The sequence below is a fragment of the Nocardioides dilutus genome, assembly GCF_054779555.1.
In genome coordinates this window covers 150,784-176,974 of record NZ_BAAGYA010000001.1, presented here as the reverse complement: position 1 = coordinate 176,974, position 26,191 = coordinate 150,784, and the positions used below count along the sequence as shown (strand labels likewise).

At 71.4% G+C, this 26,191-nt stretch carries 27 protein-coding genes and 1 riboswitch; of the genes, 17 read left to right on the top strand and 10 right to left on the bottom strand.

Features of this window, described 5'->3' with window-relative positions:
• Positions 1-2 precede the first annotated feature (2 nt).
• Entirely contained in the window at positions 3-1,154 is a 1,152-nt protein-coding gene (locus tag ACYVC6_RS00890) for a PP2C family protein-serine/threonine phosphatase (protein WP_460709997.1), read from the bottom strand.
• Positions 1,151-1,948 (bottom strand): alpha/beta fold hydrolase, encoded by a 798-nt coding sequence (locus ACYVC6_RS00885; protein WP_460709995.1) that lies wholly within the window; start codon positions 1,946-1,948, stop codon positions 1,151-1,153. Before ACYVC6_RS00885 ends, ACYVC6_RS00890 begins: the two co-directional genes overlap by 4 nt.
• Positions 1,949-2,007: 59 nt before the next feature.
• Here ACYVC6_RS00885 and ACYVC6_RS00880 point away from each other — a divergent pair, with 59 nt between their 5' ends.
• A complete protein-coding gene (locus ACYVC6_RS00880) occupies positions 2,008-2,976 on the top strand; it encodes a zinc-binding metallopeptidase family protein (protein WP_460709993.1) in 969 nt (322 codons plus the stop codon).
• 7 nt (positions 2,977-2,983) lie between these two features.
• Here the strand turns inward: ACYVC6_RS00880 and ACYVC6_RS00875 are convergent, their stop codons facing one another.
• From ACYVC6_RS00875 to ACYVC6_RS00865, 3 genes are read right to left on the bottom strand one after another with little or no spacing between them, the layout of a single operon-like run.
• Positions 2,984-4,063: a CARDB domain-containing protein gene (locus ACYVC6_RS00875; RefSeq protein WP_460709991.1), complete on the bottom strand. Its 1,080-nt coding sequence runs from the start codon at positions 4,061-4,063 to the stop codon at positions 2,984-2,986.
• Positions 4,064-4,095: 32 nt separating this feature from the next.
• On the bottom strand, positions 4,096-5,013 hold the full coding sequence (locus tag ACYVC6_RS00870) for a pseudouridine-5'-phosphate glycosidase (protein ID WP_460709989.1): 918 nt from the start codon (positions 5,011-5,013) through the stop codon (positions 4,096-4,098).
• Positions 5,010-5,903: a carbohydrate kinase family protein gene (locus ACYVC6_RS00865; RefSeq protein WP_460709987.1), complete on the bottom strand. Its 894-nt coding sequence runs from the start codon at positions 5,901-5,903 to the stop codon at positions 5,010-5,012. The genes ACYVC6_RS00870 and ACYVC6_RS00865 overlap by 4 nt, the downstream gene beginning before the upstream one ends.
• A gap of 35 nt (positions 5,904-5,938) precedes the next feature.
• Between ACYVC6_RS00865 and ACYVC6_RS00860 the strand changes: the two genes are divergently transcribed.
• Entirely contained in the window at positions 5,939-6,835 is an 897-nt protein-coding gene (locus ACYVC6_RS00860; protein ID WP_460709985.1) for an alpha/beta fold hydrolase, read from the top strand.
• Positions 6,836-6,979: 144 nt separating this feature from the next.
• Here ACYVC6_RS00860 and ACYVC6_RS00855 read toward each other — a convergent pair whose 3' ends face one another.
• The gene (locus ACYVC6_RS00855) at positions 6,980-7,756 is read right to left on the bottom strand and encodes a putative protein N(5)-glutamine methyltransferase (RefSeq protein ID WP_460709983.1); all 777 of its coding nucleotides are present in this window, start codon (positions 7,754-7,756) and stop codon (positions 6,980-6,982) included.
• A 42-nt stretch (positions 7,757-7,798) separates the two neighbouring features.
• On the opposite strand from ACYVC6_RS00855, the gene ACYVC6_RS00850 reads away from it, so the two are divergent.
• The 3 genes from ACYVC6_RS00850 to ACYVC6_RS00840 are packed head-to-tail and all read left to right on the top strand — an operon-like array spanning position 7,799 to position 9,256.
• The gene (locus tag ACYVC6_RS00850) at positions 7,799-8,473 is read left to right on the top strand and encodes a hypothetical protein (protein ID WP_460709981.1); all 675 of its coding nucleotides are present in this window, start codon (positions 7,799-7,801) and stop codon (positions 8,471-8,473) included.
• A 7-nt stretch (positions 8,474-8,480) separates the two neighbouring features.
• Positions 8,481-8,840 (top strand): hypothetical protein, encoded by a 360-nt coding sequence (locus ACYVC6_RS00845; RefSeq protein WP_460709979.1) that lies wholly within the window; start codon positions 8,481-8,483, stop codon positions 8,838-8,840.
• Positions 8,837-9,256: a hypothetical protein gene (locus tag ACYVC6_RS00840; RefSeq protein ID WP_460709977.1), complete on the top strand. Its 420-nt coding sequence runs from the start codon at positions 8,837-8,839 to the stop codon at positions 9,254-9,256. Before ACYVC6_RS00845 ends, ACYVC6_RS00840 begins: the two co-directional genes overlap by 4 nt.
• On the opposite strand, the gene ACYVC6_RS00835 is transcribed toward ACYVC6_RS00840, so the two are convergent.
• On the bottom strand, positions 9,227-10,006 hold the full coding sequence (locus tag ACYVC6_RS00835) for a hypothetical protein (protein ID WP_460709975.1): 780 nt from the start codon (positions 10,004-10,006) through the stop codon (positions 9,227-9,229). The two genes, ACYVC6_RS00840 and ACYVC6_RS00835, sit on opposite strands and share 30 nt — an antisense overlap.
• Positions 10,007-10,082: 76 nt before the next feature.
• Here ACYVC6_RS00835 and ACYVC6_RS00830 point away from each other — a divergent pair, with 76 nt between their 5' ends.
• Genes ACYVC6_RS00830 through ACYVC6_RS00815 form a run of 4 tightly spaced genes read left to right on the top strand, consistent with a single transcriptional unit; the run spans position 10,083 to position 14,341 of the window.
• Positions 10,083-11,291: an oxidoreductase gene (locus ACYVC6_RS00830; protein WP_460709973.1), complete on the top strand. Its 1,209-nt coding sequence runs from the start codon at positions 10,083-10,085 to the stop codon at positions 11,289-11,291.
• Positions 11,292-11,312: 21 nt separating this feature from the next.
• Positions 11,313-12,428: an NAD(P)H-dependent amine dehydrogenase family protein gene (locus ACYVC6_RS00825; RefSeq protein WP_460709971.1), complete on the top strand. Its 1,116-nt coding sequence runs from the start codon at positions 11,313-11,315 to the stop codon at positions 12,426-12,428.
• Positions 12,425-13,240 carry an SDR family oxidoreductase gene (locus ACYVC6_RS00820; protein WP_460709969.1) on the top strand — a complete coding sequence of 272 codons (816 nt, stop codon included), beginning with the start codon at positions 12,425-12,427 and terminating at the stop codon, positions 13,238-13,240. The genes ACYVC6_RS00825 and ACYVC6_RS00820 overlap by 4 nt, the downstream gene beginning before the upstream one ends.
• 21 nt (positions 13,241-13,261) lie before the next feature.
• Positions 13,262-14,341, top strand: coding sequence for an MBL fold metallo-hydrolase (locus ACYVC6_RS00815; protein WP_460709967.1), 1,080 nt, complete (start codon positions 13,262-13,264; stop codon positions 14,339-14,341).
• On the opposite strand, the gene ACYVC6_RS00810 is transcribed toward ACYVC6_RS00815, so the two are convergent.
• Genes ACYVC6_RS00810 through ACYVC6_RS00800 form a run of 3 tightly spaced genes read right to left on the bottom strand, consistent with a single transcriptional unit; the run spans position 14,327 to position 16,261 of the window.
• The gene (locus ACYVC6_RS00810) at positions 14,327-14,953 is read right to left on the bottom strand and encodes an NIPSNAP family protein (protein WP_460709965.1); all 627 of its coding nucleotides are present in this window, start codon (positions 14,951-14,953) and stop codon (positions 14,327-14,329) included. The two genes, ACYVC6_RS00815 and ACYVC6_RS00810, sit on opposite strands and share 15 nt — an antisense overlap.
• Positions 14,910-15,359 carry a GNAT family N-acetyltransferase gene (locus ACYVC6_RS00805; protein ID WP_460709963.1) on the bottom strand — a complete coding sequence of 150 codons (450 nt, stop codon included), beginning with the start codon at positions 15,357-15,359 and terminating at the stop codon, positions 14,910-14,912. Before ACYVC6_RS00805 ends, ACYVC6_RS00810 begins: the two co-directional genes overlap by 44 nt.
• Positions 15,356-16,261, bottom strand: coding sequence for an alpha/beta hydrolase (locus ACYVC6_RS00800; RefSeq protein WP_460709961.1), 906 nt, complete (start codon positions 16,259-16,261; stop codon positions 15,356-15,358). Before ACYVC6_RS00800 ends, ACYVC6_RS00805 begins: the two co-directional genes overlap by 4 nt.
• 110 nt (positions 16,262-16,371) lie before the next feature.
• Between ACYVC6_RS00800 and ACYVC6_RS00795 the strand changes: the two genes are divergently transcribed.
• The 8 genes from ACYVC6_RS00795 to ACYVC6_RS00760 all read left to right on the top strand — a co-directional run bounded on the left by ACYVC6_RS00795 (position 16,372) and on the right by ACYVC6_RS00760 (position 26,188).
• Positions 16,372-16,956 (top strand): carboxymuconolactone decarboxylase family protein, encoded by a 585-nt coding sequence (locus ACYVC6_RS00795; protein ID WP_460709959.1) that lies wholly within the window; start codon positions 16,372-16,374, stop codon positions 16,954-16,956.
• Positions 16,953-17,828: an RNA polymerase sigma-70 factor gene (locus ACYVC6_RS00790; protein ID WP_460709957.1), complete on the top strand. Its 876-nt coding sequence runs from the start codon at positions 16,953-16,955 to the stop codon at positions 17,826-17,828. The genes ACYVC6_RS00795 and ACYVC6_RS00790 overlap by 4 nt, the downstream gene beginning before the upstream one ends.
• Positions 17,829-17,834: 6 nt before the next feature.
• Positions 17,835-17,953, top strand: a riboswitch (TPP riboswitch).
• A complete protein-coding gene (locus ACYVC6_RS00785; RefSeq protein ID WP_460709955.1) occupies positions 17,943-19,007 on the top strand; it encodes a thiamine ABC transporter substrate-binding protein in 1,065 nt (354 codons plus the stop codon). (Overlaps the previous riboswitch by 11 nt.)
• A gap of 4 nt (positions 19,008-19,011) precedes the next feature.
• On the top strand, positions 19,012-20,649 hold the full coding sequence (locus ACYVC6_RS00780; protein ID WP_460709953.1) for an ABC transporter permease: 1,638 nt from the start codon (positions 19,012-19,014) through the stop codon (positions 20,647-20,649).
• Complete coding sequence (locus tag ACYVC6_RS00775; RefSeq protein ID WP_460709951.1) at positions 20,649-21,650, top strand: ABC transporter ATP-binding protein; 1,002 nt, start codon at positions 20,649-20,651, stop codon at positions 21,648-21,650. The genes ACYVC6_RS00780 and ACYVC6_RS00775 overlap by 1 nt, the downstream gene beginning before the upstream one ends.
• Positions 21,651-21,660: 10 nt before the next feature.
• On the top strand, positions 21,661-22,707 hold the full coding sequence (locus tag ACYVC6_RS00770; protein WP_460709949.1) for a phosphatase PAP2 family protein: 1,047 nt from the start codon (positions 21,661-21,663) through the stop codon (positions 22,705-22,707).
• A 113-nt stretch (positions 22,708-22,820) separates the two neighbouring features.
• Entirely contained in the window at positions 22,821-24,173 is a 1,353-nt protein-coding gene (locus ACYVC6_RS00765; RefSeq protein ID WP_460709947.1) for a C40 family peptidase, read from the top strand.
• A gap of 26 nt (positions 24,174-24,199) precedes the next feature.
• The gene (locus tag ACYVC6_RS00760) at positions 24,200-26,188 is read left to right on the top strand and encodes an acyl-CoA dehydrogenase family protein (RefSeq protein WP_460709945.1); all 1,989 of its coding nucleotides are present in this window, start codon (positions 24,200-24,202) and stop codon (positions 26,186-26,188) included.
• The last annotated feature ends 3 nt before the right edge of the window (positions 26,189-26,191 follow it).

Sequence of the window (26,191 nt, the reverse complement as noted above, 5' to 3'; positions counted from 1 at the left end):
GACTAACCCGCGTCGGCCCGGTTCCCGGCGCGGGCCAAGGTCAGCACGGCGATGTCGTCGCGTGGGTCGCCGTCCTGGTACTCCAGCACGGCCTCCACCACATCCGTCGTGACGGCGGCCGGATCATGGTCGGCCGTCGCCACCAGTGGCAGCAGCCGCTCCAGTCCGAAGAGCTCGCGTTCGCGCCGCGCCTCGGTGACGCCGTCGGTGTAGAGCACCAGCAGGTCGTCGCCCAGCCGGTGTTCGAAGGTGGCGAACGTGGGCGCGTCGATGACACCGACCAGTGACCCATGGGTGCCGAGCTCGGCCACCGTCCCGTCAGGGTGGCGCACCAGGGGCAGGGGGTGCCCACCGACGCTGCCGGTCGCGGTCCACTCACCGTCCTCGTCGACGACCCGGACCACAGCCACGGTGCAGAAGCGGTCGGTCTCGTGGGCCAGCATGGCGTGATTGAGCTCGCGGAGGAGATCGGACGGGTCCCGGAACTGCATGGCCAGGGCGCGGATGGTGTGCCGCACGAACGCCGTGACCGTGGCGGCCGCGACGCCCTTGCCGGTCACGTCGCCGATCACCGCCAGCCACTCATGGTCGGCGACCTGGAACACGTCGTAGAAGTCACCACCCACCTCGCGTCCGTCTCCGGCAGGGCGGTAGGCCGCCGCGATCGACAGGCCGTCGATGGCCGGTGGTGTCGGCGGGATGAGCGTGCGTTGCAGCGTCTGCGCGAGCTCGGCGGCGTCACGTCGAGCGGCGTCGATGGTGCGCATGGACTCGAGGAGGTCGGTCTCGTAGCGCCGCCGGTCGCGGGCCTCCAGGATGACGACCCGGATCCGGGAACCGTCCGGCTCCGGCTGCGCGGCCACGTTGGCGCTGAGCAGCACCGGCACCCTGGTCCCGTCGGCGTGCACCACGTCGAGCGCGAGCTCGCGGACGACCCCGTCGAGCGCCAGAATCGGGAACACGTGGGTGTCGAGGTAGATGCGGCCGCCGGCCGACACGAGCTCTGCCAGGGACAGCTCGCCCACCACCTCGTCACAGGTCCGCCCCAACAGCCGCAGGAGCTCTGCGTTGGCCTCGAGCACGAGACCGGAGCCGTCCAGGACGGCGTAGCCGCACGGGGCGTTGTCGAAGAGGTCGGTCTGCTGGCCGCTCACCCGTCGAGGAACTCGCGGATCGCCTTCAGCGTCTCCGTGGGGGAGCTGAGGTGGGGGACGTGGCCGTGGCCCTCGATGATCACCATCCGGCTCCCGGCGATCCGGTCGTGCACGAGCTGGCCGGCACTCATCGGGGCGATGGCGTCGTGGCGGGTCTGCACGACCAGCGTGGGGACGCTGACCTTCGCGAGGTCGTCGCGGTTGTCGCTGAGAAACGTCACGCCGGCGAAGTGCCGGGCGATCTCCGGGCGGTTGCGGCAGAACGTCGCCTCGAGCTCGTCCCTCAGCTCCGGGCGGGCGGGGTCGGACATGACCATTCCGGCCAGCGGGTCCTGCCAGCCGAGGTGGTTGCTGTCCATCGTCTCGAGCAGGTCGTCGATGTCGCTGCGACTGAAGCCGCCGACGTAGTCGCTGTCGTCGAGGTAGCGCGCCGACGGACCGAGGAGGACCAGGGCCGAGAACAGGTCGGGGGCGGCGAGGTGGGCCAGGACGGCGATCATCGTCGAGACCGAGTGGCCGACGAGGACCACGTCGCTCAGGCCGAGCTCGCGACACAGCGCCACGACGTCCGCGGCGTGGGCCTCCAGCCGGCCGTAGCGCTCCGGGTCGTAGGAGTCGAGGTGGGACCCCCCAGAGCCGACGAGGTCGAACACCACCACCCGGTGGTCCACAGCGAGCTCAGGCGCGATCTCGCGCCACATGGCCTGATCGCACCCGAAGCCGTGCGCGAGGACGACCGGGCGCGCGCCGGCCGGGCCGCTCACGTGAGCGTTCAGCCGGGTGAGGGCGTCCATGGCGGGATCGTAACCGGCCACCTCCTGGTGCCCGGCTTGGTGCGTGGCAGGCTCGGTGGGTGAAGTCCTTCCGCTGCCGGGTGTGCGACAACCCCCTGCACTTCGAGAACTCCGTCTGCGTGTCGTGCGGGACGGCGCTGGGCTTCTCGCGTGCCGAGCGGTCGATCGTCCCCGTCGACGAGCAAGGGCGCTACGTCGACGCGGCCGGCCTGGTCTGGCACGTCTGCGGCAACCTCGCCCTCTCCGGCTGCACCTGGCTCGCCCCGCTCGAGGGTGGGCAGTGCTTCGCGTGTGACCTGACCCGGACCAGGCCGAGCGACGAGGACCCGGTCGGGTTGGAGCTCCTGCCGGGAGCCGAACGGGCCAAGCGGCACCTGGTGTTCGAGCTCGACGGTCTCGGCTTCTCCGTCGACGGGCTGGCCTTCGACCTGCTGTCCTCCTCGGCGGCAGCGGCAGGCAACGTGGTGATCGGCCACGAGGACGGCGTCATCACCATCGACCTCGCCGAGAGCGACGACGCCCACCGCGAGAAGGTGCGGGCCCACCTGGCCGAGCCCTACCGGACGATGCTCGGCCACTTCCGGCACGAGGTCGGCCACTTCATCGAGTGGCAGCTCGTGCGCGGCGACGACCTCATGTCCCGGTGTCGCGACCTTTTCGGCGACGAGCGCGCCGACTACCAGGCCGCGCTCGACCGGCACTACGCCGAGGGTGCGCCGGAAGGCTGGGAGGCCTCCCACATCTCGACCTACGCGACCATGCACCCCTTCGAGGACTTCGCCGAGACCTGGGCGCACTACCTGCACATCTGCGACACCGTCGAGACCGCCGCCGAGTACGGCCTCACGGCGGTCGCGCCGGTCTCGGCGTTCTCGAGCTTCCGGGACGTGGTGACCGGTGTCTGGGTGCCGCTGACGGTCGCGCTCAACATGATCAACCGCAGCATGGGCAAGGAAGACCTCTACCCATTCGTCATCCCGCCGCCGGTGCTCGACAAGCTGGAGTTCGTGGCCGCACTACCGCGCTAGCCACTTCCTAGGGCGCGGCCCAGCCGGCGATCCAGCCGAACAGCCAGACGAGGTCGTCCTGGGTGTAGGCGTGCCCGCCGGCGACCTCGGAGAAGTGCAGCGGGAAGCCGTCGTCGAGCATCTTGTTCCGGTCGGCGCGTAGCGACGCGATCGGGTAGTACTCGTCGCTGGTGTGTGGCCGCCAGGCGACATTGATCTTCCACGCGGCCTTCGCGAGCAGCTCGTTGCGGTTGTCGTTGCTCCAGAACGGCCGTCCGGGGAGCACCAGCAGGCCGGCGAAGGACTCGGCGTTCCCGAAGGCGACCTGTCCGGCCAGCGTCGACCCGGACGAGTAGCCGCCGAGCACCACTCTCTTGGGGTCGATGTTGAAGTGCGTCTTCACGTCGGCGACCGCGGCCAGCAGCGGGCCGGCGTCGGCCGTCGGGTCCCAGCACTGACCGTCCTTGCCGAGTCCCGGCCCCATCACGATGAAGCCCGTGGTGAGGACCGTGTCGACGATGTTGGTGACCTGGTCGTGACCGTAGCCGCCGCAACCGTGCAGGAAGACGACGAGCCGGATCGGCGTCTGGTGGGTGTCGTCGTACGACGCCGGCACGTGCAGCCAGTACTCGCTCGGCGACGTGCCGACCTTGAACACGACCTCGTCGTCGTAGGCGATCGGGTCGGTCGGCACGGAGGTGGACTGGACCGTCACCGTGCCCAGCTTGCGGCAGTTGTTGCCCTCCTTGCGCTCCGTGACCTCCTTGCGCCGATCGGCGCAGATGCTGACCACGTGGGTGCCGCCGCCGACCCGCGCGCTGAAGCGGACCACCCTGGCGCGGCCCGGACGCACGGCCTTGGTGGCGACGGACCGGACCCGCCGGCCGTCGACCTTGATCGCCGAGGACGTGGCGGGTGCGCGCTTCGTGCCCAGGTTGCGGACCATGAACGAGCCGCTCACCCGGGCGCCGGACACCGTCACGTCGCCGGCGGTGACCTTGAGGTCCGCACGCCTCGGCTGGCTGCCGGTGGCCGACGGCGCGAGCACGGCGGCCAAGAGCACGAGGGCGACCAGGAAGGCAGCGGGGCGGAACGATCTCGACGGCACGCTCGACGGTAACCGGAGCCGCCCGAGCACGGTCAGGATTCGGCGAGAGAGGCCGCGATCGACGCCCCCAGCCGGGCGTTGGCGCGCACCAGCGCGATGTTGGCGGTCAGGCTGGCGCCGTCGGTCAGCTCGACGATCCGGCCCAGGAGGAAGGGCGTCGCGTCCTTGCCGCTGATGCCGCGGGCGTCCATGTCGGCCAGTGCCTGCGCGATGACGACACCGATCTCCTCCGCCGGGATCTCGTCCTCGACCGGGATCGGGTGGGCCACCACCAGGCCGCCCGGAAGCCCGAGGTCGAGGCTCGCCCGCAGGACCGCGGCGATCTCCGCGGCGCCGTCGACCCGCATCGGTGCGTGGAACCCGCTGCTGCGGGAGTAGAACGACGGGAACTCGTCGCTCCCGTCGACGAGGACCGGCACTCCCAGGGTCTCCAGGGTCTCCAGGGTGAGCCCGATGTCGAGGATGCTCTTCACCCCTGCGCACACCACCGCCAGCGGGGTCCGGCCGAGCTCGGTGAGGTCGGCGCTGACGTCGAAGGACTCCGCCGCGCCGCGGTGCACCCCGCCGAGGCCGCCGGTGACGAACACCCGGATGCCGGCCATCGAGGCGAGCCTCATGGTCGAGGCGACCGTGGTCGCGCCGTGGGTGCCGCGGGCCACGACGTAGGGCAGGTCGCGCACACTGACCTTGCTGACGTCGGGGTGGCTGCCGAGCAGCTCGAGGTCGTCGGGCGCGAGACCGATCCGCGGCCGGCCGTCGAGGACGGCGATGGTCGCCGGCACCGCGCCGTGTGCGCGAACGATGTCCTCGACCTCGGTCGCCATCGCGACGTTGTCCGGATAGGGCATGCCGTGGCTGATGATCGTGCTCTCCAGGGCGACCACCGGCGAGCCCTCCGTGAGGGCGGTGGCCACCTCGTCCGTGAGCGCCAGCGACGGGTGTGCGGTCACAGCAGGCTCCTCACGAGCTCGTCGGTCAGGTCGGGGCGCACCGTGTGCGGGCTGGCCACCGTCAGCGCGGCCGCGGCCTGACCGTACGCCGCCGCGTCGGCCGGCGCCGCCCCGGCGAGGACGGCGTGGCAGAACGCCGCCAGCATCGCGTCGCCGGCCCCGGTCACGTCCACCACCTCGGACGCCTCGACCCGCGGGACGTCGACGACGCCGCTCGGACCGCTGAGCCGGGAGCCGGCCGGACCGAGCCGGGTCCAGACCAGCTCGACGCCCCGGTCGTGCAGAGCCGCGGCGGAGCCGCCGAGGGCGGCGAGCTCGTCGTGGTTCGGCGTGAGGGCGAGCAGCGGTGTGCGTGCCGACAGGAGGCCGGCGAGGGCCTTGGCCTTGGGGACGCTGACCGGGTCGAGCACGACCGGGACGCCCTCCGCCGCGCAGAGCTCCAGGGCCCGGCCCAGGGTGGCGACGACGAGGTTGCCGTCGAGGACGACGAGCTGGGCCGCGGCCAGGAGCCCGGCGGCGGCATCGATGTCGATGGGCGCGATCGACTCGGTGGCGGCCATGTCCGAGACCGCGACGACCAGCTCGCCGTCGGCGTCGAGCACCGCGACGTACGTCCCCGTCGGCTGTGGCCCACGCGCGACCCGCGAGGTGTCGACGCCGGCGGCCTCAGTGGCCGCCAGGACCTCGACGCCGGCCGGGTCGGCGCCGACCGAGGCGACCAGGCTGACCTCGGTGCCGAGCCGGGCGAGGTTCTCGGCCACGTTGCGGCCGACCCCGCCGGCGGACCTGACGACGGAGCCGGGGTTGCTGGTGCGGGCCACGGCCGTGCGGGCACTGTGGGCCTTGACGTCCAGGTTGGCTCCACCCATCACCACGATGCGTCCGGCCACCAGCTGACACTAGTGGCTGCCACTAGCCTGACGCGGTGCCCGCCCCGGACCCCGAGATCGTCGAGCTCGACCTGCCCCAGGTCACGCTGTCCGCGCTCGCGTGGGGTCCGGCCGACGGGCCGCTGGTCGTGGCGCTGCACGGCTTTCCCGACACCGCCTGGACCTGGCGACACCTCGGCCCGCACCTCGCGGACCTCGGCTGGCGAGTGGTGGCGCCACACCTGCGCGGCTACGCGCCGAGCGGGCTCCCGCGCGACGGGAGCTTCCACGTCGGGGCGCTCATGGCCGACGCCGTGGCCATCCACGACCGCCAGGGCGGCGACGAGCGAGCGGTGCTGGTCGGTCACGACTGGGGAGCGATCGCGGCCAACGCGCTCGCCGGCCACGCGGACTGCCCGTTCGACAAGGTGGTCTCACTCGCGGTGCCACCACTCGCCGCGGTCCAGGACTTCGACGCCCGGCTGCTGCTCAGGCAGCTGCCGAACAGCTGGTACATCCTGTTCAACCAGCTGCCGTTCCTACCCGAACGCACCCACGAGCGCCTGGTGCGCAGGCTCTGGCGCGACTGGTCACCGGGCTACGACGCCGGTGAGGACCTCCCGCACGTCCTGGCCGCGATGCGGGCCCCGGGGCACGGGTCGGCGCCGTTCGACTTCTACCGCGCGCTGACCAGACCCTGGACGGTCCCCGCGGCGTACAAGCCGTGGCAGGCCTCGCTCCTGTCGATGCCGATCAGGCCGTTGCTCTATCTCCACGGCGCGGACGACGGGTGCATGCACGCGGGGTATGCCGCCCGGGCGGCCGCTGCCCTCGGCGACCGCGCCGAGACGCAGGTCGTCCCCGGGTCCGGTCACTTCCTCCAGGTCGAGCAGCCGGAGGTCGTGAACCGCAGGATCGCCGAGTTCATGGGACACGCGACGCCCGCCCCGTGAAATGGCGCGCGTGAAATGGCGGGGGCGACGGCCCCCGAACGCAGCCACCCCCCACCGGGGCTGCGGCGCACATGGGGATGGAGACCGTCGCCATACCGAGGTTGCCCTCGGTGCGCGAAGTCTAGGGCGCTGTCGGTGAGGTTGCTATACCACCGCTGGTGTAACTCTTGGTGTCCGACCCACCGCGACCGTGCCCTCCAAGTCCGGGTCGTGGCGGACCTCCGCGGCGAGACCGGCCGCCCGCATCGCGGCCAAGGTCAGGTCGGCCTGACTGGTGCTGGTCTCGACCAGGAGGCGACCCTCCGGAGCGAGCCAGCCGGAGGCCCCGGCGATGACACGGCGCTGAACGTCGAGGCCGTCGGGGCCGCCGTCGAGTGCGGTCCGGGCCTCGTGGTCGCGAGCCTCGGGGGGCATCGTCGCGATGGCGGCGGTGGGCACGTAGGGCGCGTTGGCGGCGACCACCGCCACCCGTCCACGCAGCGCCTCGGGCAGCGGGGCGTAGAGGTCGCCCTCAAGCACCTGCTCCGGTGGGAGGTTTCGGCGCGCACACGTCACCGCCGCTGGGTCGACGTCGACCGCCCACACGTCCAGCGTCGGCTCAGTGGCCAGCAGGGCGGCGGCGATGGCGCCGCTCCCACACCCGAGGTCGACGACCACGTCGCCTGGACACAGCACCTCCAGCGCGGCCCGGACGAGTACCTCGGTCCGGGCGCGCGGCACGAACACCGTCGGCGCGACGGCGATCCGGAGGCCACAGAACTCCGCCCAGCCCAGCACCGCCTCGAGCGGGAGGCCGCCGACCCTCGCGACGACCATCCGTTCCAGATCGGCCTCGTCGGCAGCAGCAGCGACCAGGAGGGCCGCCTCTTCCTCGGCGAAGACGCAGCCGGCCGCTCGCAGTCGCTCGACGAGATGGTCCATACGGCATCTTGACGAGTGCACCCAGGGGTGGGCGAATGACCCATGCCAATCCGCCACAGCTACGCCAACGTCGCGTCCACGCTCGCCCTCGTGGTGGCCCTCAGCGGCGGTGCGTACGCCGCCACCAAGCTGCCCAAGAACAGCGTCGGGCCCAAGCAGCTCAAGGCCAACGCCGTCTCCGCCGCGAAGGTGAAGGACGGCGGTCTCCTCGGTGCCGACCTCAAGGCCGGTGAGATCGACAAGGAGGTGGCCGGCACCCCGATGGGCGGCGGGCTGACGGGCACGTTTCCCAACCCTGAGGTCGACGTGGCGGACCTCGCGGGCGTTCTGAAGGGAACCGTGCTCGAGACGACCTTCGACCTGGCCACGGGTCAGGACTCGCTCCTCGCGGTGCCCGGCCTGGGGACGTTCAGGACCTACTGCATGGGGTCGGGCTCCAACTTTGCTCGGTTCGAGTACATCAACACCACCGCGTCCACGCACCGTGTCGTGACCACGGTGTCGAGCGAAGGGGCCGTCCACGCGACGACCGGGGTGTCGGCGTCGCCCAGCTCGGGCTTCGACAAGGACACGCTGTCGTCGTCGTCGAGCTCGCGGGGCCACGTGATCGAGTTCGCGTTCCTCGGTGACCCCGACACGACGGTCGTGCTGACCGTCATGACCCGCCCGACCGGCACCGACACCTGCCTCGGACGCATGGTGGCCACCACGACATGATGGCGGCGTGCCCGGGGCGCTCGATCAGATCAGCTATGTGGTCGTCGGGTACGCCGGTCTCGTGCTCGTGCTGGCGGCCTACTCGGCCTGGCGCTGGCGGGAGCGGCCGCCCTGGCTGGACTCGATGGCCTGGATGCTCGAGGTCCTCCTCGCGATCCGAGCACTGGCCGGCCTCGGTGCGCTGGCCTCCGGTGACCGGCCGGAGTCGGCGGCTACCCACGTCGGCTACCTGCTGGCGTCGGTGTGCGTCGTGCCGCTGGCGCTCGGCTCGACGCGGGAGGACCGCGGCCCGTGGTCGATCGGCGTCTTGGCGGTCGCGGTGGTCGCCGTCGGGGTGATCAGCGTCCGGATGATGGTCACCCTGTGACTGGTACTGGGAGGCGTTCCGGCGGCCACCAGGTCCTGCTCGCGCTCTATGCGTTGTTCACCTTCGCGGCCGGCGCCCGCAGCCTCGTCCAGCTGGCGACCCGCGCCGGCGAGGCGCCCGTCGCCTACACGCTGTCGTTGCTGGCCGCGCTGACCTACGCCCTGGGCTGGGTCGCGATCCGCCGAGCATCCGAGGGCCGGACCGGCTTCGCGGCCAAGATGCTCTGGGTCGAGCTCGCGGGCGTTGTCACGGTCGGCACGCTGAGCCTGGTCGAGGACGACTGGTTCGGCGACGCGTCCGTGTGGTCCGGCTACGGCATCGGCTACGGCTTCGTGCCGGCGGTGCTGCCGGTGGCCGGCCTGCTGTGGCTCCGGGCCCAGCGTCCGTCACGGCCCGCTGCCGTCGAGGAACGCTGAGCCGCGTACGTGGCACCCGGCCGCGAGGGTGTTGGTGACCGCGGAGACCTCGAGGTCGAGGAGCTGTCCGTTGAGCACGACCAGCCGCAGGTAGCGGGCGTTGTCGCCCTGGGCGTCCGGGGCGAACACGTAGTCGGTGTCGGTTCCCGGAAGAAGGATGTCGCTGGCGAAGGTGTTCGAGGCCGGGGCCACCGACTGTGACCGCACCGTGTAGGCGAGGGTGCCGGGGCTGTCGTTGCTCACGTTGATCTCCAGGCCCCGGTCCCCGCCGGCGACGCTGCACCTGGCGGTGACCGACAGGACGCCGGGGATGGCGACCAGGGCAGTGGGGACGCCGCCACCAGCCAGGGTCACCGACGCGTCATCGCGGGTGCCCGCCACGACGTCGGCCAGTGCGGCGTCGAGCTGCGCGGTGAGCTGCGCATCCAGGGCGTCGATCGCCGCAGCCAGGTCGGCGTCCCGCACGAGGCCGTCGAACACGTCGGCGGCGAGCGTCGGGTTCGGGAAGGTGCCGGTCAGGTCACCGCCGAGCTGGGCGCCGGTGAGGCCGAGGGCGAGCTGCCCGGGCTTGAAGTCCGCTGCCTTGAGCGTGGCGTTCTTGACCTTCTTGGAGTTCACCGCACTGGGCTTGAGCTGCTTGTTGCCGACGCTGTGCTTGGGGAGCTGGGTCGCGGCGACGGCCCCACCGCTGACCACCAGCAGCAGGGCGAGGGTGGAGACGACGTTGGCGTAGGTGGGTCGTAGGCGCATGGTCGTTTGTGGCAGACCAGGTCGGTGGTCGTCAACGCACTTCCCGTCAGACTAGAACCTGTTCTAGTCTGACGCCGTGGCAGCCGACGCACCCCCCGACGTCTTCGCACCAGCGACGCTGGGCCCGGTCACGCTCCGCAACCGCACCGTCAAGGCGGCGACGTTCGAGGGCCGGACGCCGCACGGGCAGGTCACCGACGACCTCATCGACTACCACCTCGCGGTGACCCGTGGCGGGGTCGGACTGACCACCGTCGCCTACCTCGCGGTGGCTCCCGAGGGCCGCACCCACCGGGAGCAGATCGTGGTGGGCCAGGACACCGGACCGGGCCTGGCGCGGCTGGCCGACGCGATCCACGAGACCGGGGCCGGGATCGCGGGGCAGGTCGGCCACGCGGGCCCGGTCGCCAACGGCCGGTCCAACGGCGTACACGCCCTCAGCGCGAGCCGGATGCCGAGCCCGCTGTCGATGCAGATGGTCAGGTCGGCCACCGAGGAGGACCTGACCCGGATCACCCGGGCGTACGTCGAGACGGCGCGGGTGCTGGTGGGCGCGGGGTTCGACGTCCTCGAGCTGCACATGGCACACAGCTATCTGATCTCCGCGTTCCTCGCTCCGGGGCTCAACCGCCGCAAGGACCAGTGGGGCGGACCGCTGGAGAACCGGGCGCGGTTGGCCCGACAGGTCGCCCGGGCGGTCCGCGAGGAGGTCGGTGACCGCGCCGCGGTCACGGCCAAGGTCAGCGTGAGCGACGGCTTCAAGGGCGGTGTCCGGACCGAGGACAGCATCGAGCTCGCCCAGCTGCTGGAGGCCGACGGCCACCTGGACGCGCTGCAGCTCTCGGGTGGCAGCTCGCTGATGAACCCGATGTACCTCTTCCGCGGCGACGTCCCCACCAAGGAGTTCGCGGCGACCATGCCGCCGCTGGTGCGTTTCGGGATGAAGACCCCCATGGGCAAGGGGTTCCTCAAGCACTACGACTTCGAGGAGGCCTACTTCTTCGAGAAGGCCTCCCGGTTCCGGGCCGCCCTGTCGATGCCGCTGATGCTGCTCGGCGGGGTCAACCAGCTGGCCACGATGGAGCGCGCGATGGCGAGCGGCTTCGACTTCGTGGCGATGGGTCGCGCGCTGCTCCGCGAGCCCGACCTGGTCAACCAGCTCCAGAGCGGCCGCCAGCAGGCGGGCAGGTGCATCCACTGCAACCAGTGCATGCCGACGATCTATTCGGGCACGCGGTGCCCGGAGGTCCCGGTCGCCGCGGGGAAGGCTCTTCCGGAAAACTAGAACGTGTTCTAATCTCAGGGCATGTCTCAAGTGATCCCGGACAAGCCCCTCCGCGTCGTCGTCTGGTCCACCGGCACCATCGGCCGGCACGCGATCGCCGGAATCGACGCCCATCCCGACCTCGAGCTGGTGGGCGTCTGGGTGTCCAGCCCGGAGAAGGAGGGGAAGGACGCTGGGATCCTGGCCGACCTCGGCCGCGAGCTGGGGATCAAGGCCACCAACGACCGGGACGCCCTCATCGCCCTGGCGCCGGATGCCATCGTGCACACCGCGATGGCCGACGACCGGGTCTTCGAGTGCATCGAGGACCTGATCTCGTTCGTCGAGGCCGGCATCAACGTCACGAGCAGCGGCCCGGTGCTGCTGCAGTGGCCCGAGCAGATCCTGCCGCCGGAGTTCATCGCCCGCATCGAGGACGCGTGCGCCAAGGGCAACGCGTCGATGCACATCAACGGCATCGACCCGGGCTTCGCCAACGACGTCCTGCCGCTGGTGATGACCTCGCTGTCCCAGCGCATCGACGAGGTCCGGGTCATGGAGATCTGCGACTACTCGACCTACTACCAGCCGGTCGTCATGGGCGACATGTTCGGCTTCGGCCGGTCGATGGAGGAGAAGCCGTTCCTCTGGGAGCCCGGCATCCTCACCATGGCGTGGGGCAGCGTGGTCCGTCAGATCGCTGCTGCCCTCGACATCACCCTCGACGAGCCGCTGACCGAGGACGTCGAACGCCGCGCCGCCACCCGGGACACCGACTCGGTGTCCGGCGACGTCAAGGAAGGGACGATGGGCTCGGTCCGCTTCCAGCTGATCGGCAAGGTCGACGGCACACCCCGCGTGGTGCTCGAGCACATCACCCGGACCGACGCCGAGTCCGACCCGGACTGGGAGAAGCCACCAGCGGGCCATGACGGGTGCTACCGGATCAAGATCACCGGTGAGCCGATGATGAACGTCGACTTCACCCACCACGGTGAGCACGGCGACCACAACGTCTCCGGCATGATCACCACCGCCCAGCGGATCATCAACGCGCTGCCGGCGGTCGTCGCCGCGGAGCCCGGCCTGGTGCGGGCGATCGACCTGCCGCTCGTCACCGGACGAGGCCTGGTCGCCGGGTCGAGGAGCCGGGCATGACGATCCTCGACAGCTTCACCCTCACTGACCACGTCGCGATCGTCACGGGGGCCGGGCGCGGCCTCGGTGCGGCCACCGCGGTCGCGCTGGCCGAGGCCGGGTCCGACGTCCTCATCTCGGCGCGCACGGCCGAGCAGCTCGCCGAGGTCGCCGCCCGAATCGACGCCACCGGCCGCCGCGCCGTCGTGGTGCCCGCCGACCTCAGCGACCTCGACGCGGTCGCCGGGCTGGCGCAGACGGCGTACGACGAGCTCGGCCGGGTCGACACGGTCGTCAACAACGTCGGCGGCACGTTCCCGCGCGGCTTCATGGACACCAGCCCGCGGTTCCTCACCGAGGCGTTCAGCTTCAACGTCGCCACCGCGCACGCCCTGACCCGGGCCGCCGTGCCGTTCATGCTCAAGAGCGCTGAGCAGCACGGCGGCCAGCAGTCGGTCGTGACGATCAGCTCGATGATGGGCCGCACCGCGGACCGCGGCTACGTCGCCTACGGCACCGCCAAGGCCGCGCTGGCGCACTGGACCCGGCTGGCCGCCCATGACCTGGCGCCGCGGATCCGGGTCAACGGCATCTACGTCGGCTCGATCATGACCAGCGCCCTGGAGTTCGTCGCCGGCCAGCCCGAGATGATGAACCAGATGGAGACCAAGACGCCGCTCGGCAGGGTCGGCGACCCGGAGGACATCGCGGCGGCGGTGCTCTACCTCAGCTCGGCGGCCGGGAAGTACGTCACCGGCAAGCTGCTCGAGGTCGACGGCGGTATCCAGCAGCCCAACCTCGACCTCGGCATGCCGGACGTCACGGCCGGTTAGCCCCCTCATAGGGTCGGCCCCGTGACCTCGTCAACGACGCCGACGGCGTACGCCGTCTCCCCCGACTCAGGGGAGCACTGGACCGCCGAGGGAGCCTGGGAGGTCGCCCCCGGGATCCACCGGATCCCACTGCCGCTGCCGATGGACGGGCTCAAGGCGATCAACGTCTATGTCATCACCACGGACGACGGGCTCGTGCTGATCGACGGGGGCTGGTCGATCGAGGTCGCACGCGATCTGCTCGACCGGTGCCTGAAGGACCTCGGCGCGGGCTTCGGCGACATCCAACGGTTCCTGGTGACCCACATCCATCGCGACCACTACACCCTCGCGCGGGTTCTGGGCAAGGAGCTCGGCGTCGACGTGGCGCTCGGTCGCGGAGAGGAGCGCGCGCTCGACGCCCTCAACAACCTGGAGGCGCTCACCGAGAACCCGTTCGCGGCGCTGCTGCGAACCGCCGGCGCCCACGACCTCGCCGAGCTCTGGAACAAGGGCCACCGCGACGACGACGGCCTGCCGGACCCCGCCTGGTGGCACTATCCCGACAGCTGGCTCGACGGCGACCACGAGATCCCGCTCGGGTCGCGGGTCCTCGACGCCGTCGAGACTCCGGGCCACACCCCGGGGCACTTCGTGTTCGCAGACCAGGCGGCCGGACTCCTCTTCTCCGGCGACCACGTGCTGCCGACGATCACCCCCTCGATCGGGTTCACGTTCCCCGCCGAGGAGCAGCCGCTGGGGGACTTCATGGCGTCGCTGACCAAGGTCCGTGGGCTGCCCGACCTGCGCATCCTCCCCGCACACGGACCGGTCGCGCCCTCCTCGCACCAGCGGGTCGACGAGCTGCTCGCCTTCCACGACCGACGGCTGGCCCTCTGTCTCGACGCCCTCGCCGGAGGCACCCGCTGCTCCGTGGACGTGGCCCGCACCCTCGGCTGGACCCGCCATGAGACGCCGTACGAGCAGCTCGACGAGTTCAGCCGCGGCATGGCCGCGATGGAGACCAAGGCCCACCTCGACCTGCTCGTCGCCCGCGGGAACGCCACGCGCGTGACGGACGAGGACGGTGTGGTGTGGTTCGTGGCGTCAGGGCAGCAGTGAGCGTCCGGTGCAGACGCCTTCGATCACCTGCAACGCGTCCGGCCGCACGTGAGGCTTCCGGTCGTCGAGCCTGACCACGACGTCGACGTCCTCGTGGACCGGCAGGGCCGGGTAGGTGTTGTCGGCCTTGAGCGTGCGCAGCATTGCGAGCGCACTGGCGTGGTCCTCGGTCTCCGCGGACCCGGGCAGCACCGAGATCCAGACCCGGTCCGGCTCTCGCTGACCGGGGTGCCGGTCGCCCAGCTCGGGTAGCCGGACCGGCTGGAGCAGGTGCACGTCGTCGGAGTCGATCATGGTCGCCACCGCGGCCCGGGCGTGCTTCCTCCACACCGGGCCGGAGTAGAACGCGGTGAGCGCCTCGCGCCGGGTGTCCATGTCGGCGAAGCCGCGCAGCCACACGAAGTGGTCGGGCCGGTCCGGATCACGGAACTGCCCGATCACCCTCATGCCGCAGGCTTCCTGAGTCTCGACGAGCTCGCGGTCGAAGAGCTCGATCAGCTCGTCGCGGCGCTCGGGGTGCAGCGTGTATTGGCGCAGCTCGACGACACCCAGGTCCGTGTTTGGGACGCTACTGGGCGCCGCCGACAACCCGGGTGAGCCGCATCGGGACATGGGGGATGCCGTCCTCGAGGAACTCCGGGCCGGTCACCTCGAACCCGAGGGTGGTGTACCAGCCGGCCAGCGGTGACTGGGCGTCGAGGACGACGTCCCGGTCGGGGCAGACCTCGAGGGCGGTGGCCATGAGCGGCTCCGCGAGACCGCGGCCCCGCACCGGAGGGTCGAGCACGACGCGACCGATGCGCCACAGCTCGCCGTCGTCCAGGACCCGGGCATAGCCCACCAGCCGGTCGTCGTCGTCCGTCATCAGCACGTGACGAGTCCCCGCCTCGGTGTCCCGGCCGTCGAGGTCGGGGTACGGACACTCCTGCTCGACGACGAAGACCTGCTGGCGCAACCGGCAGACCGCGTAGACGCGCCAGGCGCCGAGGTGGTTGAACGGGACGGCTTCGATCCTCACCGCAGGAACTCCAGGGTCGTGCGCCACGCCTGCCTGGCCTCGGGGATGAACGGGAGGAGCGGGTAGACGTGCAGCAGGCCCGGCTGCTCGACGTAGGTCAGGTCCCAGTCCGCCTCGACGGCCCGGCGGGCGAGCAGCCGGCAGCCGGGCATCAGCGTGTCGCGCGTGCCGGAGAACATCAGCGTCCGTGGCAGTCCGGCCAGGTCGGCCAGGGCCGGGGACACCTCGGGGCGACCGAGGTCGGCGTCCGAGCCGGCCCACCAGGACGCGTAGGCATACATCTTGCCGATGAACAGCCAGGGGTCCTCCAGGGTGGCGACCTCGGTCTCGGGGGTGCTCGTGGTCAGGTCGACCCAGGGGGAGTGCAGCACCAGGTGGCTGGGCTGCGGCCCCCCACGGTCACGGACGGTCAGCGCGGCCGCGAGGGCGACGCCGCCACCCGCGGAGTCGCCGACGACGACCACCCGGTCGGAGGTCTCGGCGGCCCGCTGGATCACCCGGACGATGTCTTCGTGCGAGTCACGCCAGGTGTGCTCGGGGGCGAGCGGATAGTCAGGCATGAGGACGCTCGCGTCGAGCGCCGTGGCCAGCCGTGCGGCGTACTTCACGTGGTAGGGGTCGATCGGCGCGACGAAACCGCCGCCGTGCACGTAGACGACGACCCGCCCGGGGGAGGCTCCCCGGGCGTGGAAGGTGTAGGAGGGGAATCCGCCCGGCAGCTGCTCCTCGACAACGCGGTAGCGCTTGTCGAAACGGCGTACGGCGCTGGTCGGGAAGCCACGGTCCAGGCTCGCGTGCCAGCGCTCGAGGCGGGCCCGCTCGGCGTCCACGTCGTCGAGGTCGCGTGACTTGCGCACCCGGGGCACGGCGTAGGCGAGCAGCTCGTGACGTCGGCTCGGCATGGGCAGAGATTGTCACAGGGGGTGTCACAGGGGGGTGTCACAGATCGGTGGGCGCCGGTGTCTTGAGGGCACACACATCTTCAGGACACCGACGACACCAGGAGGCACCCATGCCCAGCACCAGCACGTTCCGCATCCCCAAGGCCCCGGTGACCGGCGCCTACGGCTGGTTCATGACCCAGTACGCCAAGCGCCGGCTCGGTGGGGAGTTCCCCGACAACGGCTACGTCTACTTCCACCACAAGCAGGTCCTCAAGGACGTGCTCGGGTTCGAGAACAAGGTGGCCAGGTGGGGTGCGCTCGACCCCAACCTCAAGTCCTACGCCCAGCTCGCCAGCGCCGGCGTGATCGGCTGCTCGTGGTGCCTCGACTTCGGCTACTTCATGGCCCACAACGACGGGCTCGACCTGGCGAAGGTGCGCGAGGTGCCGCGCTGGCGCGAGTCCGACGCGTTCACGCCGGTGGAGCGTGACGTCCTCGAGTACGCCGAGGCGATGTCGGTCACGCCGCTCACCGTCACCGACGAGCTCGTCGCCCGGCTGATCGACCAGCTCGGCACCCCGGCCGTCGTGGAGCTCACCCAGATGATCGCGCTCGAGAACATGCGCTCGCGCTTCAACTCCGCGGCCGGGCTCCAGAGCCAGGGCTACTCCGACGTCTGCGAGCTCCCGCTCGCCGTACCCTCGGCCACGTGACTGACGGGACCGACGCGTTCGTCGCGCACCGCAACCTGCTGTTCACGGTCGCCTACGAGATGCTCGGCTCGGCCGCCGATGCCGAGGACGTGCTGCAGGAGACCTGGCTGCGGTGGGCAGACGTCGACCACCAGGAGGTGCGCGAGCCGCGGGCCTACCTGGTGCGGATCACCACGCGGCTCTCGCTGAACCGGATCCGGACCCTGGCCCGGCGGCGGGAGGCGTACGTCGGTCCGTGGCTGCCCGAGCCGCTGCTCACCTCGCCCGACGTCGCCGAGGACGTCGAGCTCGCCGACAGCGTCTCGACCGCCATGCTGCTGGTGCTCGAGACGCTCACGCCGACCGAGCGTGCGGTGTTCGTGCTGCGCGAGGTCTTCGACCTGGCCTACGACGAGATCGCCGCGGCCGTCGACAAGAGCCCCGCCGCGGTGCGCCAGATCGCGCACCGGGCCCGGTCGCACGTGGAGGCGCGGCGGCCGCGCGAGGTGGTCAGCGACCGGGACCGGACCGCGGTGGTCGAACGGTTCATGGCCGCCGTCGCGACCGGCGACCTCCAGGGCCTGATGGACGTGCTCTCCCCGGACGTCGTTCTCATCACCGACGGCGGCGGCAAGAAGCAGGCCGCGCTCCGCCCGATCCACGGCGTCGAGAAGGTGCTGCGGTTCCTCTCCGCGGTGATGCCCGACGACGGCAGCGCCAGCGCCGCCCCGACCGTCGTCAACGGCGCGCCCGGGCTGCGCCTGCTCCTCGGCGACGAGCTCGACACCATCGCCACCATGCGCGTCGACGGTGGTCGCGTGACCGCCCTCTACCTGGTGCGCAACCCGGACAAGCTCGGACGGGTGGAGGAGGCGGTCGAGCTGGCGAGATAGGCTGGCGCCACAAGACAGGGGAGCGTCCACGCCGAGAGGCCATGGCGCTGAGAGTGCGGAGAAGCCGCAGACCCTCCGAACCTGATCCGGTTAGCACCGGCGAAGGGAGTCACCGTGCGACGCCTACTCGCGCTGCCCGTCCTGCTCGTGGTCATGCTGGTCCTCACCGCCTGCTCTCTCGGCTGGGACGACGAGCCCGAGGTCGAGGAGGGCGGTGGCCCGGCTTCGACGGAGGTCGTGCTCGTCACCCACGAGTCGTTCGTGATGTCCGACGAGCTGATCGCCCAGTTCGAGGACGAGACGGGCTACGACCTGGAGATCAAAGCCTCGGGTGATGCCGGGGCGCTCACCAACAAGCTGGTGCTCACCAAGGACAGCCCGACCGGCGACGCGGTCTTCGGGATCGACAACACCTTCGGCAGCCGGGCCATCGACGAGGGCGTGCTGGACCCCTACGCCGCCGAGCTGCCCGACGGAGCCGACGACTACGCCCTGGACGGCGATGACGACCAGCGGCTGACCCCGGTCGACGTCGCCAACGTCTGCGTCAACGTGGACGACACCTGGTTCGCCGCCGAGGGCCTCGAGCCGCCGGTCACCCTGGAGGACCTGACGGAGCCTGCCTACGAGGACCTGTTCGTGACCCCCGGTGCGACGACCAGCTCGCCCGGGCTGGCGTTCCTGCTCGCGACGATCGCGGAGTACGGCGACGACTGGCCGGACTACTGGACCCGGTTGCTCGACAACGGCGCCAAGCTCACCGAGGGCTGGACCGACGCCTACCAGGTCGACTTCACCCAGGGCGGCGGCGGAGGCGACCGGCCGATCGTGCTGTCCTACGACTCGAGCCCGGCGTTCACCGTCGACGGCGAGGGCGGCACGACCACGAGCGCGCTCCTCGACACCTGCTTCCGGCAGGTGGAGTACGCCGGCGTGCTGGCCGGAGCCGACAACCCCGAGGGCGCCCAGGCGCTGGTGGACTTCATGGTCGGGCCGGACTTCCAGGCCGCGCTGCCCGAGGCGATGTACGTGTTCCCGGTCGACCAGTCGGTGGCGCTCCCGCCGGACTGGGCGGAGTTCGCCGTGCAGCCCGAGTCGCCCTACGTCGTCGACCCGGCGGAGATCGCCGCCAACCGGGACGCCTGGCTGACCGAGTGGAGCGACGTCATCTCAGGATGACCACGTGACACGGCGGCTCCTCGCCCTCGCCGGGCTGGCCCTCGGGCCGGTCCTGGTGCTGACCGTGTTCTTCGTGCTGCCGGTCAGCGGGATGCTGGCGCAGGGCGTGTGGCCGGACGGCCGGTTCGACCCGGGAGCCCTGCTCGACGTGCTGGCCCGGCCGCGCACCCGCCGGGTCGTCTGGTTCACGGTCTGGTCGGCCGGCCTGGCGACGCTCGCCTCGGTGGTGCTCGGACTGCCGGCGGCGTACGCCCTGCACCGGCTCGACTTCCGCGGGCGGGGGGTGATCCGGGCGGCGCTGCTGGTGCCGTTCGTGCTCCCCACCGTCGTCGTCGGCGTCGCGTTCCGCGAGCTGCTCGGGGAGGCCGGCCCGCTGGGGTTCCTCGGCCTCGACGGGTCGCCCGTGGCGATCATCGCCGGCCTCACCTTCTTCAACGTGGCCGTGGTCATCCGGGCGGTCGGCGCGAGCTGGGAGTCGCTCGACGTCCGCCCGGGCGAGGCGGCGGCGGTCCTGGGTGCCTCGCCGCGTCAGGTGTTCCTCACGGTGACCCTGCCGGCGCTCCGTCCCGCCCTGGTCTCCGCCGCCAGCGTGGTCTTCCTGTTCTGTGCGACGTCGTTCGGCGTGGTGCTCATGCTCGGCGGCCTGCGCTACGCCTCGGTCGAGACCGAGATCTACCGGCTCACCACTCAGCTGCTCGACCTCCAGGCCGCGGCCGCGCTCTCGATCGTGCAGCTGGTCGCGGTGACCGCGCTGCTCGCGCTCGCCGCCCGGCTGCGGGCGACGCCCGACCCGAGCCTGGCGCGGCAGGTCGCCCGGCCGCGCCGGCCCCGCCGTGAGGACGTGCCGCAGCTCGCCGCAACCGCCGGTCTGCTGGTGCTCGTGGCGGCGCCGGTGATCGCGCTGGTGGTCGGCAGCCTCCGGGTCGACGACCGCTGGGGGCTCGCCCACTACCGAGGCCTCTCCGAGGCTGAGTCCGGCACCGCGCTGCTGGTGCCGGTCACCGACGCCCTGGTCACCTCGCTTCGCACGGCGGTGGACGCGACGTGGATGGCGCTGCTGCTCGGGGGGCTCGTCGCGCTCGTCGTCACCCGGCGGTCGCGCTCGCGGACGGAGCGACGGGTCAGGGGTGTCCTCGACGGCTTCTTCATGCTGCCGCTGGGGGTGTCGGCCGTGACGCTCGGCTTCGGGTTCCTCATCACCCTCGACGAGCCGCCGCTGGCGCTGCGGGACTCGCCCCTCCTGGTCCCGGTCGCCCAGGCGCTGGTCGCGCTGCCGCTGGTCGTGCGCACCCTCGCGCCGGTGCTCTCGTCGGTCGACGACCGACAGCGCCAGGCCGCGGCCTCGCTGGGCGCCGGACCGCTCCGGGTGGTGACGACCGTCGACCTGCCGGTGGTGTGGCGGCCGCTGCTCGCCGCCGCGGGATTCGCGTTCGCCGTGTCGCTCGGCGAGTTCGGCGCGACCGCGTTCCTCGCCCGCGACGAGCACCCGACCTTGCCGGTGGTGATCTTCCAGCTGATCGGCCGGCCGGGCGCAGACAACTACGGCATGGCGCTGGCCGCGTCGGTGGTGCTCGCGGCGACCACGGCGCTGGTCATGCTGATGGTCGAGCGGCTGCGGGTGCCGTCGGTGGGAGCGTTCTGATGCTGGAGGTCCGTGACGTCACGGTGGAGTACGACGGCGTGCCCGCCGTCGTCGACGCGACCGTCGAGGTCCCCGACGGCTCGGTGCTCGCCGTGCTGGGACCCTCGGGCTGCGGCAAGTCGACGCTGCTGCGCGCGGTCGCCGGCCTCGAACGGCCCACCGCCGGCACGATCTCCTGGGACGGGCGCGACCTCGCAGGCACCCCGACCCACAAGCGCGGGTTCGCGCTGATGTTCCAGGACGGCCAGCTCTTCGGTCACCTCACTGTCGCCCGCAACGTCGGCTACGCGCTGCGCATCCGGCGCAACCGTCCCGAGCGCCAGGACCTCGACGTCCGCGTCGACGACCTGCTCCGGCTGGTCGGGCTCGAGGGCTACGCCGACCGGCTGCCTGCCACCCTCTCCGGGGGCGAGCGTCAGCGGGTGGCGCTGGCCCGGTCGCTGGCCGTCGAGCCGCGGCTCCTGCTCCTCGACGAGCCGCTCTCGGCCCTCGATGCCGGCCTGCGCGAACGGCTGGCCGGCGACCTGCACGCGATCCTCCGCGCGGCGGGCACCACGGCGCTCCTGGTCACCCACGACCACGAGGAGGCGTTCGCGGTCGCCGACCGGATCGCGGTGATGCGGGCCGGACGGATCGTCCAGGAGGGCGAGATCGCCGAGGTGTGGCGGGCCCCGGCCGATCCCGAGACGGCCCTGTTCCTCGGCTACGCGCGGGTGCTCGAGGGAGCGGCGGCAGCCCGGGTGGTCCCGAGGGCGCGGACGGTCGCCGTACGCCGGTCGGCGTTCCGCCTGGACGACGCCGGCGAGCTGACCGGAAGGGTCGTCTCCGCGCGCGCGACGCCGCAGCTGGTGCGGCTGGTCGTCGACGTGGACGGCCTGGGCGAGCTCGACGCGGTGGCGCCCCTCGACCGACACCCGGGGCCGGGGGAGTCCGTGCGGCTTGCCGTGGATCACACCCGCACGGCCGTGATCTCGGGCGACGGCCGCACCGCCGGTCCATAGACTCACCTGGGTGTACCGCCGTGCCTACGCCCTGATGGTGGGCACCGCCCTGCTGATGGGCGGCCTGGCGGTCGTCTCGTCGGTGATCCTGGACAAGGAGCTGGCCGACCCCGAGGGGAGCTTCCTCGGCCCGTCCTACATCCGGCTGCCGCTGCTCCTGCTCGGTGCCCTGCTGCTCGACATGCTGCCGCGGACGCTGTGGCACTCCAGGCTCAACCCCAAGCTGATGCCGGGCATCGTCCGCGACCGGTGGCGAGCGCACTGGAACCGCGAGCGCTTCACGCTGGTCGCCCTCGGCATCATCAGCTTCTACATCGTCTACGTGAGCTACCGGAACCTGAAGTCGTTCCTGCCCTTCATCAACGAGACGATGTACGACCGGGAGATGCACCTGCTCGACCGAGCGCTGTTCTTCGGTCACGAGCCGGCGACCGTCCTGCACACCGTGCTCGGGACGGACGTCACCGCGCACCTGCTGTCCTACATCTACCTGGCGTTCCTACCGATGGTTCCGCTGGGTGTGACCGCGTGGCTGGTCTGGTCGCGCAACCTGTCCTTCGGCTACTGGTTCGTCACCTCGCAGTGCCTGGCCTGGACGCTGGGGACGGCGTCGTACTACATGCTGCCCACGCTCGGCCCCGGCCTGGAGTACGGCTGGCTCTACCAGGACCTCGCGAACACGCCCACCTCCGTCCTCATGGAGTCGTTGCTGGAGGCGCGACAGGGCGTCCGGCTCGGCGGGCTCGAGGGGCAGGTCCAGTCGGTGGCCGGCTTCGCCTCGCTGCACTGCGCCATCACACTCCTGCTGGCCCTGATGGTGCAGTACACGATCCGTTCCAAGCTCGCGAAGTGGGTCGTGTGGGTCAACTTCGGCCTCACCGTCGTCGCCACCCTCTACTTCGGCTGGCACTACGTCGCCGACGACCTCGGCGGCATCGTGATCGCGATGGTGAGCTTCTACGTCGGCGGCGTGGCGAGCGGACAGAAGTTCGACCGCAAGCTGACCACCTCGCACCCGACGACCACCACCGCCGCGGTGCCGGTCGGCCGTGACTGAGGCTCGCCCCTAGAACTACATCGGTGTAGTTCGCAAGCCGACACGCCGGTGACTGGTGGGAAAATTGGGGATTTTGTTTCCAATGTGACGAAATCGCATTAGCGTTCCCTTTCGTGCGCAGCCGGACCATGGGGACCGTCGCCGTCGCCACCCTTGCCCTCGTCCTTGCCGTCGTGGGGCCTGCGGTCGCCGGCCCCGACGACGACCCCGGCGTGGAGTCAGTGCCGTCGCAGGCGGACGTCGCCGCGGCCGAGGCCGCCGTGCAGACCAAGGCCGTCGACGTCGAGTCGGTCCAGGCTCGGTTGGCGGTGGCCGAGCACCGGCTCGAGCAGACCGAGATCGCCGCCATCCAGGCGACCGAGGCCTTCAACGCCGCGCGGTTCCACGCCCAGCAGGCGGCGAAGGCCGCTCGGGCTGCCCAACGTGCCTCCGACGAGGCCCACCGTGACCTCGCCCTGCAGCGCGAGGGCTACGCGGACGCGGTCAACACCTCCTACCGGCTCGGCCCGAGCCTGAGCCCGCTCGCCGCGCTCTCGAACGCCGACGGGGTCAGCGACGTCCTGGAGGGCTCGATCCTGATCGAGCAGGCCGCCACGGCGATCGACGACACCTACGACAGCTATGAGGCGACCTCGATCCTCGCCGAGTCCGCCGACCTGCGCGCCGACGAGGCGCTGGCCGAGGCTGCTGCCGCCGAGGGCGAGGCCAAGGCGGCCCGCGACGACGCCGCGGCCGCCGCCGAGGCCGCTGCCGACCAGGCCGCGGCGTACGCCGTCGAGCGGGACGTGCTGATCGCCCAGCTCGCAGAGCTCCAGGACGTCAGCGTCGAGCTGGCGCGCGAGCGTCAGGAGGCGCTGGAGCAGGCCGCCGCCGAGGCCGCGGCGCTGGCCGCCCAGGCAGCTGCCGAGCAGGCCGCCCAGGAGGCTGCCGAGGCCGCGGCCCAGGAGGCTGCCCAGGAGGCTGCCCAGGAAGCTGCCCAGCCGGCCGAGACCGAGGAGCCGCCGGCCCCTGCCCCGACCCCCACCCCCGCCCCCGCGCCGGCACCCACACCGACCCCCACCCCCACGCCGGCCCCGACGCCGTCGCCGCCGACTCCCCCCACACCGGGTGGCGGCGTCGGGGCGGCCATCTCCTTCGCCCGCGCCCAGATCGGCGAGCCCTACAAGTACGGCGCGGCCGGTCCCAACAGCTGGGACTGCTCGGGCCTGACGATGATGGCCTGGAAGCAGGGTGGGAAGTCGCTGCCCCACTACTCGGCCGGTCAGTACTCAGCCGCGACGCCGATCAGCATCGGCGACCTGCAGCCGGGCGACCTGCTCTTCTGGGGCAGCAAGCCCTCCTCGATCTACCACGTCGCGCTCTACGTCGGCGACGGGATGATGGTCCACGCGCCGCGCACCGGCCGGGACGTCGAGGAGGTCTCGATGTACTACTGGATCACGCCGAGCTTCTTCGCCCGGCCCTAGAACATGCGCGTGAGTAGCGTGCGGTCATGGCCACCGACACCGCGCCGCTGAGCACCGACGCCGAACCCCCCACTCACGTCCCGCCGGACATCGACGTCCCCGCACTCCGGGCGTTCCTCGACGGGGACTACGCCGAGGTCCGCGACCTGGTCCGGGCCAACCTGGCCGAGTACGCCTCGATCCTGACCGACGCCGAGACCCTCAGCCACCACGACTTCCGGGAGCGGGTCAAGGACGTCGTCGTCGAGATGGCGGCGACCGGCCAGACCGGCATGGGCTTCCCCAAGGAGTACGGCGGCGGCGGTGACATCGGTGCCTCGCTGGCGGCGTTCGAGACGCTGGCCTACGGCGACCTGTCGGTGCTGGTCAAGGTCGGCGTCCAGTTCGGCCTCTTCGGCGGCGCGATCCTGCAGCTAGGCACCAAGCCCCACCACGACGCCTACCTCGCCAAGCTGATCACCGGCGAGACCATGGGCTGCTTCGCGATGACGGAGACCGGCCACGGCTCCAACGTCCAGGCGCTCGGCACGGTTGCGACCTATGACCCCGACGCCCAGGAGTTCGTCGTCCAGACGACCCGCGACGACGCGTGGAAGGACTACATCGGCAACGCCGCCGTGCACGCCGACCTCGCCGTGGTCTTCGCGCAGCTCGAGGTGGCCGGCGAGGGGCCTGACATCAACAAGGGCGTGCACGCGTTCGTCGTACCGATCAGGGACGGGGGCAAGGTCTGCGACGGCGTCACCATCGAGGACGACGGCCTCAAGATGGGGCTCAACGGCGTCGACAACGGCCGGATCCGGTTCGACGGCGTCCGCATCCCGCGGACCGCGCTGCTCAACCGGTTCGCCGACGTGCGCGAGGACGGGACCTACGTCAGCGACATCGACAACGCCAACCGCCGCTTCTTCACGATGCTCGGCACCCTGGTCCAGGGCCGGGTCTGTGTCGGTGGCGGCGGGCTGAACGCCGCGAAGGTCGCGCTGACCATCGCCATCCGCTACGGCCTCATCAGGCGACAGTTCGAGGCCACCACCGAAGGCGAGGAGGACCTCCTCCTCGACTACGGCCAGCACCAGCGACGCCTCTTCCCGCTGCTCGCCCGCACGTACGCCCTCGACTTCGCCCAGGAGATCGTGGCCGGCCAGTGCCACGACGTGTTCAGCGGGGCGGTGAGCGACGAGAAGGTCCGCCGCGAGCTCGAGTCGCGGGCGGCCGGCACCAAGGCGCTGGCGACCTGGCACGCGACCCGGACCATCCAGGAGTGCCGGGAGGCCTGCGGCGGTGCGGGCTACCTGTCGGTCAACCGGTTCGCGGCGCTCAAGGCCGACACCGACGTGTTCACGACCTTCGAGGGCGACAACACGGTGCTCCTCCAGCTGGTCGCCAAGGGCCTGCTCACCGACTACTCCAGCGACTTCGAGGACCTCGACCAGCTCGGCATGGTCAGGTTCGTCACCAGCCTGGCCGTCGACACGGTGATCGAGAAGACCAACGCCCACAAGCTCCTCGAGCGGGTGCGTGACCTGCTGCCCGGCGGCGACCAGTGGGACCAGGAGGCCGGGATCCTCGACTCCGACTACCAGCTGGCGATGCTGCGCTTCCGCGAGGAGCACACCCTCGCCGGCGTCGCCCGGCGCCTCAAGCGCGGCATCGACAACAAGATGAACCCCGGCGAGGTCTTCTCGCGGGTGCAGGACCACGTGATCCACGCAGCCCGCGCACACGTCGAGCGGCTCGTGCTCGAGGCGTTCGTGGAGAAGGTCCGGGCGATGGACGAGAGCGACAACAAGGTGGCGCTCGGCCTGCTCTGCGACCTGCACGCGCTGTCGGTCATCGAGGAGGACCGGGCCTGGTTCATGGAGCACGGCCGCCTGACCACCGTGCGGTCCAAGGAGATCAGCCGGCGGATCAACTCGCTGTGCCGCCGGGTCCGGCCGCTGGCCCGTGACCTCGTCGAGGCCTTCGGCATCCCTGAGGAGATGCTCCGCGCGCCCGAGCTCATCGGCTCCTGACGA

Bases quoted from the DNA above. Each gene is read 5' to 3' on its own strand.
- ACYVC6_RS00825 (WP_460709971.1), top strand. From the start codon at position 11,313: ATGTCTCAAGTGATCCCGGACAAGCCCCTCCGCGTCGTCGTCTGGTCC.
- ACYVC6_RS00885 (WP_460709995.1), bottom strand. From the start codon at position 1,948: ATGGACGCCCTCACCCGGCTGAACGCTCACGTGAGCGGCCCGGCCGGC.
- ACYVC6_RS00760 (WP_460709945.1), top strand. From the start codon at position 24,200: ATGGCCACCGACACCGCGCCGCTGAGCACCGACGCCGAACCCCCCACT.
- ACYVC6_RS00800 (WP_460709961.1), bottom strand. From the start codon at position 16,261: ATGCCGAGCCGACGTCACGAGCTGCTCGCCTACGCCGTGCCCCGGGTG.
- ACYVC6_RS00820 (WP_460709969.1), top strand. From the start codon at position 12,425: ATGACGATCCTCGACAGCTTCACCCTCACTGACCACGTCGCGATCGTC.
- ACYVC6_RS00795 (WP_460709959.1), top strand. From the start codon at position 16,372: ATGCCCAGCACCAGCACGTTCCGCATCCCCAAGGCCCCGGTGACCGGC.
- ACYVC6_RS00775 (WP_460709951.1), top strand. From the start codon at position 20,649: ATGCTGGAGGTCCGTGACGTCACGGTGGAGTACGACGGCGTGCCCGCC.
- ACYVC6_RS00810 (WP_460709965.1), bottom strand. From the start codon at position 14,953: ATGTCCCGATGCGGCTCACCCGGGTTGTCGGCGGCGCCCAGTAGCGTC.
- ACYVC6_RS00850 (WP_460709981.1), top strand. From the start codon at position 7,799: ATGCCAATCCGCCACAGCTACGCCAACGTCGCGTCCACGCTCGCCCTC.
- ACYVC6_RS00835 (WP_460709975.1), bottom strand. From the start codon at position 10,006: ATGCGCCTACGACCCACCTACGCCAACGTCGTCTCCACCCTCGCCCTG.
- ACYVC6_RS00855 (WP_460709983.1), bottom strand. From the start codon at position 7,756: ATGGACCATCTCGTCGAGCGACTGCGAGCGGCCGGCTGCGTCTTCGCC.